Source organism: Flagellimonas sediminis (assembly GCF_010500845.1).
GTDB lineage: Bacteria > Bacteroidota > Bacteroidia > Flavobacteriales > Flavobacteriaceae > Flagellimonas > Flagellimonas sediminis.
The window spans coordinates 76,682-88,773 of the sequence record NZ_JAAAMI010000002.1 but is presented as its reverse complement, the minus strand read 5'-3'; the positions used below and the strand labels follow the sequence as shown (position 1 = coordinate 88,773).

The window sequence follows — 12,092 nt, the reverse complement described above, 5'->3', positions numbered from 1 at the left end:
AAAGGTACCAATTTTTACCGAAGCCACATGAACGGAATCCACCACAAAAATGCGATCGGGTAACAGATTATTCCGTTACCACACAATTGATGGTATCTACCCCAGTGTTGCCGGTTTTGGGATCATAGGCATAGACCAAAATTTGATAGTGACCTGCACCATCTATTTTGAGATTGGTAGCGAATAGGTTTCGGGATGGGTTGTCCAAAGGAAATTCACCGAAAGTCTGACCATCCTTTTTAACTATGGCCTTTACTTCCATGGCCTCCGAATCCCAAACGCCTCCTTTTTCTATAGGGCAACCGCACATCATCACCATATTGGCCTTAAGGTCCAACCCTGTGGATTTTATGGATTCCAATGGGATGTATTGATGTGTATTGGGGGTAAGGATGTCAATCACAAATCCTGGGATTTCCACCACTATCCCATCCCCAAGAATATCCTTTCCCGGAATTAGCCAAAGTTCGGTGCTGGCATGTACTTGGGCATTTCTTTTATTGATGGGCGAAATCACTTCAATCCGAACAAAAGTAGGTTCCGCGATATCCAGAACGGCCAAAAAGCCTGCCGTTTCATCATTGGTTAGTTGGGAGTGCCTTTCAATTGGGGTTTTCATGATCAATCCGGTATTTCCAGTACTACCACTTGTAACACCTTCGGCAAGAATTTCACCATTGATGCTATTCCGTACAATGATATGGGCCCCTCCAATAGAACTTCCCACAAATTTGGCATCCTTGGCCTTGGCCCTGACCATCAATTTGGTCTCTGTAGCGAAAGCATGTAGACATAGTGAAAAAAGTACGACTAAAAGAACTGATCTTTTCATGATGATATATTGGTTTCTGTCCCTAAACTTAGTGTTTTTTCAGAAGTTTTAAGGAACAAATTGACCTGTAAAAATAAAAACGGAATTGTGATGGATCACCTATCGGAAATCAAATTGCTCAGCTCGGATTGCGCCGCCGACAAAAGAATCTTGAAATGATCTAAATCCTTTTTAGGGCAAGAATGGGCCAGTTGAAAGCGTAAACTTTCAATCAGGCGTTCGCAATAGGCAATCTTTTCCTTAATGGGCAACCTTGAAATGGTATGCTTATACAATTGGTCCAGTTGACATAATGGCGGACAATCTGGTTTATTTCTTAGAAAATTGAACATTTAAAAAAGTAGTTGTTCGATTGGTTTACACTATCATATCAAAAACCACGCCAACCAAGTACTTTTTATTTTTCTTCTACCCTAAGCATGAACCCACGTCGGTTCACATTTACAATACTGATCTTGGAATCTTTAGCCAAATGCTTGCGCAAATGTGACACAAATACATTCAGGCTCTTTTTGTTGAAGTAATCATTTTTATCCCAAATAGTGGTCAAAATTTCCTTGTGGGTCACCAATTGATTTTGGTTCATGGCCAATAAGGTCAATAGATCAAATTCCTTGCCCGTCAATTTAATGGGTTCCCCTTTAAAGCGAAGTTCAAAATTATCGGTGTTAAGATCATAATCCCCTATTTTATAGATGGATACCTGGGGTTCCTCTTCCGGATCTGTAACCAATCGGGTCAAAAGGGCATTGATTCGTACGACCAGTTCTTCCTCGTCTATCGGTTTTTTTAGGTAGTCTACCGCACCTAACGAAAATCCTTTTAGTACATCAATTTTGAGAGAACGAGCGGTAAGGAACAAAAATGGAAGCTCGGGGTTGATGGTTTTGATTTTTTGGGAAAGCTCGAAACCATCCATGTCGGGCAACATGACATCCAATATGGCCAGATCGAACACATTGGTCTCCGTTTTGACCAGGCCGTCCTGGGCATTCTTGGCCCAAGTGACCATGAAGCCTTTCATACCCAAGTATTCCGAGAGCAAATACCCCAAGGAGGTATCGTCTTCAACCAACAACAACTTATACTTTTTATCCATTTTTGATCAATTTAAAGGAAAGGATAAACTTGGTCCCCTTCCCCAATTCACTTTCCACCGCGATCTTTCCACGATGCATCCTCACAATTTTTTGCACATATGAAAGTCCAAGACCATAGCCTTTGATCTTATGCACATCCCCGTTCTTAATACGATAATATTTTCTGAAAATCTTTTTTTGGTCACTTTTTGGAATGCCTTGGCCGTTGTCCTCGATGGAAATGAACAACCTCCCTTTTAAGGTTTGAGCATTCACTTTGATGACGGGATCATCGGAATATTTCTTGGCATTCTCCAACAAGTTGGCAATCACATTTTCCAGATGGAATTTCTCTGCCTTGATCCAATACTTATCCCCAAGTAACTCATAATCAAATATCAGGTTCTCGCTATCCGCCAATATTTTGAAGTCTGCACAGATACGTTGCAATTCCGGTTTAAAATCCAACTCTTTGAATTGCATGAGTTTTTTGCCTGACTCCAAGCTTGCCAATTCCAATACCTTATCAATATGGCTCCGCAATCGATCGGTTTCTCGTCGGATAAGTTCAACAACGGGCTTTTTCTGCTCAGAGATACCTTCTTCCAAAATCTTGCTGGCCAATCCAATGGAAAATACCGGAGTCTTAAGCTCATGGGTCAAGTTATTGATGAAGTCATTGGTGGTCGTAATCAAACTGCTTTGCCAATAAAAGGAGCGCAACACCCAGATCACCACAACAATTATGGCCAGTAAAAACAGGACACTAGGAATAATCAAACCTCTTAACTGACCCATAAAATACCTGTTCAGGTCGTTGAACCCCAGTTCCAAGACCATTTCCTTTCCTAAAAGTTCAGGGAGATATCCGTTAAGTTTGATGGGATAGGTCAACGCCTCCTGACTTGTTACATGTGGCTTAACCGATGACAAATATTGAATGGAATCCCTTGAATACAAGATATAGGTGAAGGGAACATCTACCCCGGAAACACCCAACTGATAAGCAATATAATCGTTCAGATAATATTGCGAGGCCTTTTCCAAACTATCCAATCCTATTTTTACTTCTGAGGTATCTTTTTGGATCATGTTTCCCAAGGTATAGGTCAAAGAATTCACTTCAGAAAGTTCTTGTGCTATATTGGTCCTGGTCTTGTCCATTTTTTCGGAAAACTGCACCCGGGCCAATCCAAGGCCAACGCGGAGATATTGATATTGTACCACCATAAGGCCAATGACCGATACCACAAAAACTAGGACGTACAGGTTTCTTTTGGTCAGCATGGTGCTAAATAAGCAAAAAAAAGGGAGCTATTTACCTCTTGGTTAATCCTATTAATCTTTCATTAACCTTTTTGATCGATTGTTAATCCCTGTGCTTGTCATTAACCATTAAATTAGTTCCTGAGTTTAGTTAAGAAATATATAGTAGTGTAAACAAGGGGCCGATCCAAATGGATCGGCCCCTTGTTTTATATGATTTACAAGACAGGCTCAATAAGTTATTGTTTACCCCCACATATCCTTATCTTTGCAGTCCAAATTTTAAACATGTTCACTTTTTTCCAAAGAAAGGTTTACTTGGCCGATTATCTGCACGGGCTGGTGGATATACACAACCATATTCTTCCGGGGATTGATGACGGTGCGAAATCGGTGGAGGATTCCATTGCATTGATCGATGGCTTTTCCGAGTTGGGGGTAAAAAGCTTTATCTGCACGCCCCACATCATGCACAACCATTATGACAACACCCCTAATACCATAAGAAAAGTATTTGCCCTTCTCTTGAAAGATTTGGAAAAAAGAGGAATTACAGATACTTCACTGGATGTTGCCGCCGAACACATGATCGATGATAATTTCGAGAACATACTCCAGAAAAATGAAGTGATGCCACTTCATAAAGAGTATTTGTTAGTAGAGATGTCATTCTTGCAACCTTCGTTCAATTTTGAAACGGCCATTGAAGAAGTGGCCAGACAGCATTATTTCCCCATATTGGCCCATCCAGAGCGGTATATGTACTACCATCAGAAATATGGAAAATACGCATCAATGAAGTCGAACGGGATTCTTTTCCAATTGAACCTGCTATCGCTCGCGCCAGAATCCTATGGAAGCAACATCACCAAAATGGCCGAAAAAATGCTAGGGGATAACTTGATCGATTTTGTGGGTACCGATGTTCATCATGTTAGACAACTTGCATTACTCAAAGAAGTTAAATTGTCTGCCAAAGTATTGAACAAACTTCTGCCAATTATGGAAAGAACTATACATACCTTTTATTGATCAAGAAAAGCTCCACCATTTTTTAATGGACCTTCCATAACCATAGCCGTACTTTCCTCCGTAGCCCAAATTGGCTTGCTTTACGTTGTTCACTACAAAAGCCAATCCTTTGAGTTTACCCTCTTCTTTCAACTTTAAAGGGAATTCAAGCACCTTGGTTTCCGTTACCCCTGCTTTTACCACATATAGGATTTGGCTTGCAAATTCACTGATCAAAACGGTATCGGTTACGACCATCAATGGAGCGGTGTCCACAATCACATGATCATACAATTCCGCTACCCTTTTGAACAACTCCTCCACCCTATCACTCATCAGCAACTCAGTAGGGTTCGGTGGTATTTTTCCGGAAAAAATCACATCAATTGGATTATCGTTCACATGGGCCGATACGACGATATCCTGAATCTCCAGGCTGGAATTCACCAAAAACTCTGTAAGCCCATTCTTGGTGCTCCTGCGAGGCTTGTCCGTCTCTTTTTGAACGTGGCCTTCATCAGAAAAGAAATTATATAGTTTTGGGTTTCTTATATCCGCACCGATTAATAGAACCTTTTTTCCGGTACTGGCATAAATTGCCGCCAAATTGGAAGACACAAATGTTTTTCCTTCCCCCGGCACACTCGAGGTAACAAATATTAAATTATCCGCTTTTGACTTGTTTTTAGTCCTTTGTACATAATTTATATTGGTCCTAAGTATTCTCAAAGATTCAGCCAAAACAGATCGGTCATCCTTTTGAACAAGTTTGGCGTCCTTTTTACCCAATTTAGGAATCTCTACCAATACTGGTACACTTCCTACCAATCTTTCCAAGCCCATCTTATTATGAATCTTGTTATCCAATAATTGACCGACATAAACCACCGAAAATGGAAAAAGAAGGCCCAAAATCAATGCTGCCATGTAAACAAGCTTTGTATTTGGCGATACTGGTTTATACGATCCATATGCGGAATCCACAATTTTGGATTTAGGGGAAGCAGATGCAAACGTAATTTGAGATTCTTCCCTTTTTTGCAGCAAATAAAGGTACAATGACTCGGTTGTCTGCTGCTTTCTGGTAATGTCCCTTAAAGCTCTTTCATTACTTGGGGCAGCGTAAATCCTGGAATTAATTTGCGATAATTGTTTGCTCAAACTGTTTACCTGAAGGTTTAGGTTATTGGTCACATTGTTCAAACTGGATTGCATACCTCTTTTCAGTGCTTCCAGTTGTTGGTCTAACTTTACTATCACGGGATTCTTTTCATTGGAACTCTCCAACAATCTTTTCCTTTGTGATACCAATTCGTTGTATTGAGAAGCTGCATTGTTGATTCCTGGGTCAGAAATACCTACATTGGTAGGAATCATGTCATAACCATCTTGATTGGCAATCAAATCTTTCATGGAGCCAGCAATGTTCAACTGAATACTTGCCTGTTGCAATTGTTGTTCGCCTGCGGTACTTTGCTCAAAAGTTACATTGGCCTGGGAGCCAAGGTCTGTTATGCCCCTGCTTGATTTAAAGTTTTCGGCTGTCTCATCCGCGGTTGACAAACTATTGTATATTTCGCTGATTCGGTCATTAATGAATTTTGTGGTATTGTCGGCAACATCCTTTTTATCCTTTACTGCATTGGTGTTGTTGATTTCAATCAAGGCATCAATAATATCTATTGCTCTTTTTTGTACCTGATCGGTCAATGTAATGTCTATAATATTGGAAAATTTACTATCGGCGGCTTTTACAACCATTCTGTTCCTATAAGAGTCTGCAATGGTTGGGATAGGACTTACAACCACATGTAACCTCTCGTTCCTGTAGTTTTTAAGAGCATCCGTTGGTATCAAAATAATATTGCCAATCTCAGTTTTAATAGTAGATCCAAAGGTATATTTGGTTACTGTACCATCCTCCTCTTCTGCATATCCGAAATTGTTATCCGAGATAATATCAACATAAAAGTTGTGCCTAGCTTTGTTTATGACAGAATCTGCTGCCAAAAAACTGATGGTAAAAGGGTATTGCCCCTCACCATAGAGTTCTTTGCTCTTAATGTTACCTGTAACAAAATAACGAATGTTCAATTTGAGCTTTTTTACCAAGCTAATGTAATTGCTCCTAGAATTAAGGATATCTATTTCATCATCGATCTTGGTTTTGCCTCCAGAAAAAATATCAAGATCTTGCAAAACACTCAATTCGGATGAAGCCCCGTTATCTTCCAAAATCTGTATTTTGGCAGCGGCGCTGTATTGTGGAACTGCGTAACGTAAATAAAGATGGGCCAAAGCCAAAGCAATGATTGCGCCAAGTGCGAACCATTTCCATTTTTTTACATAAACGGAAATCAACTCCTTTAAGTCCATTTCATTGCTTGAACGGTTAAGTCCTGTACTACTCATTTACCAAATTTTGGGGTAATTTAACTTATCTCAACAAAACAACTGTAGAAGTAATCACCAAGGAAACTATGGAAACAATGATGCTTGCCCTTTGGTCCAAGTTAGACTGCGTCTTTCCTGACTTGTTAGGTTCCACATAAACCACATCATTCTGGGTAAGATAGTATACTGGTGATTTTAAGGCATCCTTCTTGTTAAGATTGATTCTATTGTAGACTTTGGTACCATCAAAATCCCGAATCACCATTACATTATCCCTTCTACCTTTAATATTTATGTCACCAGCATACCCTAATGCTTCCATAATGGTTATCTGTTCACCATTGATAGGATAAGTGCCGGGTCTGTTGACTGCTCCAAGAATGGTAACTGTGAAATTTCTTATCCTGATATTGATGATGGGGTCCTTTAAATAATCTTTTAGTTTTTCCCTTAACAAATCCCGGGTCTCACTTGGTGACAACCCTTCAATCTTGACTTTCCCGATTACAGGAAAATCTATTTCTCCACTTTTATCAACCAAATAATTTACCTGTTCAGGTCTTACACCACCTCCTTCATCTGAGGCCCTATATAAATTAAACGGGGCACTTGCCTCTGGATCCAGGGTTGAAATATGGATACTAACCAAATCATCTACCTTAAATTTAGTGGTAAATGTATTATCATCCACCAAGGTCTCAAACTGGGTGGCATCTTGAAAATACACCACATCCTTTGAGGAAGAACAGGAAAGAAAAGAACTAGCGACCACAAGTAGTGCTAATGCCAATTTGAATTTTTGGAACATTGAATTTTGTTTTAGTTATTGAGTTGTGGCAATCCAGCTTCGGTGGCTTCCTTAACCTCTGCTTGGTGATTGTTTTTGTCCAATTTACAAAAATCAGAATTGTTGGAAATGTATTCGGGAACAATACTTTTCATTATTTGAACAACATTATCCTTGAAAAACAGATTGGATATGCATAGCTCATCTATCATGTTCCTGGTCCTCGCATAATCAATTTCCCTTATTTTGCTGATCATGATCTTGTCATGATAGGTGGGCAAGGTATTTTCACCATTCGCCAGTAGCTCTTCATACAATTTTTCACCTGGTCTTAAACCGGTTATCTTAATATCTATTTCGTCAGGGTAATGGAAACCGGATAGTCTTATCATGTTCTTGGCGAGGTCCATGATCTTGACGGATTCACCCATATCGAAAATGAATATCTCACCGCCCTTACCCATAGCCCCGGCTTCCAAAACCAATTGGGAAGCTTCGGGAATGGTCATGAAATACCGCGTAATATCTTTATGGGTAACTGTTAATGGGCCTCCCTTTTCAATTTGTTTCCTGAAAAGCGGAATAACGGAACCATTAGATCCCAACACGTTTCCGAAACGAGTGGTGATAAACTTGGTTTTCCCTTCTTGCTGTCTGCAACTAATGTACATTTCGGCAATTCGTTTGGTAGCCCCCATCACGTTGGTAGGGTTTACCGCTTTGTCCGTAGAAACAAAAACAAATTTTTCCACGTCATACTCCAAGGATAAATCTACTATTGTTTTGGTGCCGGCCACATTGATCTTAACCGCTTCGTAAGGGTTCTGTTCCATTAAAGGAACGTGCTTGTATGCTGCGGCATGGAATATTCTGTCAGGTCTGTACTCTTCGAACAAAGTTCTCATTTTGTTTTTGTCCCGAATGTCACCTACAATGGGTACAAAATTGAAGAACCCAGCTTGTTTCAGTTCTTGTTGAAGATCGTAAAGCGCAGATTCCGCCTGGTCCACAACAATAAGCGTTCTATAATTGTATTTGCAGATTTGTCTGACAAGTTCACTACCTATGGATCCGGCCCCACCGGTTACCATGATGACCTTGTCCTCAAAATCCTTCAACACCTTACTGTTCTTGATTTCAATTGGGGGTCTGTCCAGCAAATCCTCGATCTGAACCCGTTTTATCTGGGAAACCTTCAATTCTCCATTAATCCAATCCTCTACAGGAGGAACAATCTTGACTTTTACAGGTAAATCCACAATCTCATTGACCAAGGTCCTCAATTGTTTTGGCCTGATATTTTGAATAGAAAAAATAACCTCCGAAATATTGTTGTATTTAACAAACTGCTCGGTTAGAATAGACTTCCCATACACCTTTACCCCATTGATCTGTTTACCCACCTTTTTTTGACTATTGTCCACAAAACCAATAACCTTAACCTTCATTTTAGAATGGTTGGTAAGTGTGTTGTAAGTAATGATACCAGACTCCCCAGCTCCATAAATAATCAGGTTCTTAACGGGGGATTTACTTTGGTTCATCAAACTTTCATAGGCAATTTTAAATACAAACCTGGAAGCGGACAAAGCCAAAAACGAAATCAAACTATTGATAATGATAATGGACAACGGAATGGTAAAACCATCCACCCAATCAAAATACCGGTTGACCATCACTACACCAATTGCTCCGATACTGGCCAAACAAACCGCATTGAAAATGGCATAAACGTCTTTTATACCGGTATGTCTTACCACACCTTTGTAACTTCCCGCGGACAGAAATGCCAAAAGGAACAAAGCCACCATGATCGGAAGTTGTGCCCAAAGTTTTTGAACATCAAAATTAAAGCTCAAATTGAACCGGATAAAATAGGCAAGGATAAAGGCCACCGAAACAATGCTAAGATCAATCAGTAAAACTGTCCATTTGGAGGCGTAGCGCTTACCTCTTTTGTAGAAATACTCCCTTATCATTTCAGTTCGTTTTTAACAATTGCGCAAATTCTTTCCAAATCGTCTTCTTCAAGACTGGACCCGCTTGGCAAACATAGTCCCTTTTCAAAAAGATCCTCACTTATCCCATTTACATATGAAATGGCATTTTGGTAAACAGGCTGCAAATGCATGGGTTTCCAAAGCGGCCTTGACTCAATGTTCTCGTTTTCAAGAGCCACCCTCAATCTTTCCCTTATCTCAAATGAAGGGGTTAAAACGCAAGTTAACCATCTATTGGAAAAACTGCCCTCCATTTCCTCAGGAAATAGTATTCCTGGAGTATTTGATAAGTTTTTTCTGTAATATTCAAAATTGGCCCTTCTAGCCGCAACCCTATCTTCCAACACTTGCATCTGTCCGCGGCCAATGCCCGCCAGTACATTACTCATCCTATAATTGTAACCAATATGTGAGTGTTGGTAATGTGGTGCATTGTCCCTGGCCTGGGTAGCCAAGAAAACTGCCTTTTCCTTCATTTTTTTATCTTTGCACAAAAGGGCACCACCACCAGATGTAGTGATAATCTTATTACCATTAAAAGAAAGTATCCCTATTTCACCAAAACTCCCACAATTGAATCCTTTATAAGAACTTCCAAGTGCCTCGGCACTATCTTCCACTACTGGAATCCCGTATTCTTGTGCTATGGCATGAACTGCGTCCACTTGATAAGGTGTGCCATACAGGTGTACGGCCACAATGGCTTTGGGTTTCTTTCCCCTTGCCATTCTGTCCATGATGGCTGTTTCAAGAAGTTCGGGAGAAATATTCCATGTTTGGGGTTCACTGTCAACAAACACGGGGGTTGCCCCCAAATAGGCAATTGGATTGGCCGAAGCGGAAAATGTGAAGCTCTGGCATAGAACCTCATCACCAACACCTACTCCTAATAATTGCAGGCCCAAATGAATAGCTGCTGTACCCGAACTTAAACAAGCGGCATGCACATCGTTTCCAACGAATTCTTCAATGGCTTTTTCAAAATTATGGACGTTGGGTCCCAAAGGGGCGATCCAATTGGTATGAAAGGCCTCTTCCACATAAACCTTCTCTTTTTCACCAATGTGAGGGGGAGAAAGCCAGATTTTCTTAAGTAGGATATTTTCCATGTTTGGGTGTTATTCAGTATAAAAGTAGTACCTAGCTTTCTTCTGCAAAACAAATATCGCAACTTATCGTCCTATGTGCCAAAAACTCGTTAAAATTCAATCTTACCGATGATTTGTGACATTTACCATAATTTAAACTCTCCTTTAACGTTTGTTTTTGATATTTGCACTCCTTTTAGAAATTAAAAAATCTCACAATGAAAAAAATCTCAAACATCTGTTGTATCGGTGCAGGTTATGTAGGAGGACCAACCATGTCCGTAATTGCGCATAAATGCCCTGATGTTAAAGTTACAGTTGTAGACATAAATCAAAAAAGAATTGATCTTTGGAATCATGAAAACCCAGATAAATTACCGGTTTATGAACCAGGGTTGTCTGAAATCGTGTTCAATTCAAGGGGTAAAAACCTTTTCTTTTCCACCGATGTGGATAAGGCCATAGATGAGGCCGACATGATTTTCATTTCTGTAAACACCCCTACCAAAACTTATGGAAAGGGAAAAGGACAAGCTGCAGATTTAAAATTTATCGAGCTCTGTGCCAGAAATATAGCCAGGGTAGCGACCAATGATAAGATAGTTGTGGAAAAATCCACGCTACCTGTAAGAACTGCAGAGGCCATTAAAAGTATTCTTCACAATACCGGGAACAATGTGAGATTCGAGATTTTATCCAATCCTGAGTTTCTTGCCGAAGGTACGGCCATTGAAGATCTTTTACATGCTGACCGTGTACTTATCGGTGGTGATGATACTCCATCTGGACAGGAAGCCAAGAATTTATTAAGTGCTGTTTACGAAAACTGGCTCCCAAAAGAAAGGATTTTGCAAACCAATGTATGGTCTTCAGAACTTTCCAAATTGGTAGCCAATGCATTTTTGGCTCAACGGGTATCCTCCATTAATTCCATTTCTGCGCTCTGTGAAAGAACAGAAGCCAATATAGCAGAGGTTTCAAGGGCCATTGGGCATGACAGTCGAATAGGTGCCAAATTCTTGAATGCATCAGTGGGATTCGGGGGATCATGTTTTCAAAAGGATATTCTGAATTTGGTCTATATCGCCAAAAGTTTTGGCTTGAATGAAGTGGCGGATTATTGGGAGCAGGTAATTATCATGAATGATTACCAAAAAACCAGGTTTGCTGACAACATTATCTCCACCATGTTTAATACTGTTTCAGGTAAAAAAATTGTATTTTATGGGTGGGCTTTTAAAAAGGACACCAACGACACGAGAGAGTCAGCGGCTATATATGTGGCCAATCTTTTGTTAGAAGAACAGGCCAACATAGTTGTCTATGACCCTCAAGTTGGTGAAGAACAAATCTATAGCGACCTGGACTACCTAGGAACAAGATCTGAAGAGGAAAACCGCAAACTTCTTAAGGTGACAACGGATTACATGGAAGCGACCAAAGATGCCCATGCCATTGCCATTTTAACCGAATGGGATGAATTTAAAACCTATGATTGGAATCAAATCCATGATAACATGTTAAAGCCTGCTTTCGTTTTTGACGGTAGAAGAATGCTGGATAAAGCAAAGATGCAGGAAATGGGATTTGATTATTATAAAATTGGAGAATCTTAATATATTACGTTTATCGTAA

The 12,092-nt window shown here is 40.1% G+C and carries 10 protein-coding genes; 2 read left to right on the top strand and 8 right to left on the bottom strand.

Annotated elements, in window-relative coordinates:
* Positions 1 to 67: 67 nt before the first annotated feature.
* The 4 genes from GTK07_RS04925 to GTK07_RS04910 all read right to left on the bottom strand — a co-directional run bounded on the left by GTK07_RS04925 (position 68) and on the right by GTK07_RS04910 (position 3,198).
* A complete protein-coding gene (locus tag GTK07_RS04925) occupies positions 68 to 832 on the bottom strand; it encodes a hypothetical protein (RefSeq protein ID WP_163633650.1) in 765 nt (254 codons plus the stop codon).
* A gap of 95 nt (positions 833 to 927) precedes the next feature.
* Positions 928 to 1,107, bottom strand: a complete 180-nt coding sequence (locus tag GTK07_RS04920; RefSeq protein ID WP_163633648.1) for a hypothetical protein — start codon at positions 1,105 to 1,107, stop codon at positions 928 to 930.
* Positions 1,108 to 1,229: 122 nt separating this feature from the next.
* Positions 1,230 to 1,931: a response regulator transcription factor gene (locus GTK07_RS04915; RefSeq protein ID WP_163633646.1), complete on the bottom strand. Its 702-nt coding sequence runs from the start codon at positions 1,929 to 1,931 to the stop codon at positions 1,230 to 1,232.
* The gene (locus tag GTK07_RS04910) at positions 1,924 to 3,198 is read right to left on the bottom strand and encodes a sensor histidine kinase (protein WP_163633644.1); all 1,275 of its coding nucleotides are present in this window, start codon (positions 3,196 to 3,198) and stop codon (positions 1,924 to 1,926) included. The genes GTK07_RS04915 and GTK07_RS04910 overlap by 8 nt, the downstream gene beginning before the upstream one ends.
* 267 nt (positions 3,199 to 3,465) lie before the next feature.
* Between GTK07_RS04910 and GTK07_RS04905 the strand changes: the two genes are divergently transcribed.
* Positions 3,466 to 4,209, top strand: coding sequence for a tyrosine-protein phosphatase (locus GTK07_RS04905; RefSeq protein WP_163633643.1), 744 nt, complete (start codon positions 3,466 to 3,468; stop codon positions 4,207 to 4,209).
* Here GTK07_RS04905 and GTK07_RS04900 read toward each other — a convergent pair whose 3' ends face one another.
* Genes GTK07_RS04900 through GTK07_RS04885 form a run of 4 tightly spaced genes read right to left on the bottom strand, consistent with a single transcriptional unit; the run spans position 4,210 to position 10,478 of the window.
* Positions 4,210 to 6,600, bottom strand: a complete 2,391-nt coding sequence (locus GTK07_RS04900; RefSeq protein ID WP_163633641.1) for a GumC family protein — start codon at positions 6,598 to 6,600, stop codon at positions 4,210 to 4,212. It abuts the gene before it with no gap.
* 25 nt (positions 6,601 to 6,625) lie between these two features.
* Positions 6,626 to 7,390 carry a polysaccharide biosynthesis/export family protein gene (locus GTK07_RS04895; RefSeq protein WP_163633639.1) on the bottom strand — a complete coding sequence of 255 codons (765 nt, stop codon included), beginning with the start codon at positions 7,388 to 7,390 and terminating at the stop codon, positions 6,626 to 6,628.
* 11 nt (positions 7,391 to 7,401) lie between these two features.
* Positions 7,402 to 9,348: a polysaccharide biosynthesis protein gene (locus tag GTK07_RS04890; RefSeq protein WP_163633637.1), complete on the bottom strand. Its 1,947-nt coding sequence runs from the start codon at positions 9,346 to 9,348 to the stop codon at positions 7,402 to 7,404.
* Complete coding sequence (locus GTK07_RS04885) at positions 9,345 to 10,478, bottom strand: DegT/DnrJ/EryC1/StrS family aminotransferase (protein WP_163633635.1); 1,134 nt, start codon at positions 10,476 to 10,478, stop codon at positions 9,345 to 9,347. The genes GTK07_RS04890 and GTK07_RS04885 overlap by 4 nt, the downstream gene beginning before the upstream one ends.
* A gap of 197 nt (positions 10,479 to 10,675) precedes the next feature.
* Between GTK07_RS04885 and GTK07_RS04880 the strand changes: the two genes are divergently transcribed.
* Positions 10,676 to 12,073, top strand: coding sequence for a UDP-glucose 6-dehydrogenase (locus tag GTK07_RS04880; protein ID WP_163633633.1), 1,398 nt, complete (start codon positions 10,676 to 10,678; stop codon positions 12,071 to 12,073).
* Positions 12,074 to 12,092 lie beyond the last annotated feature (19 nt).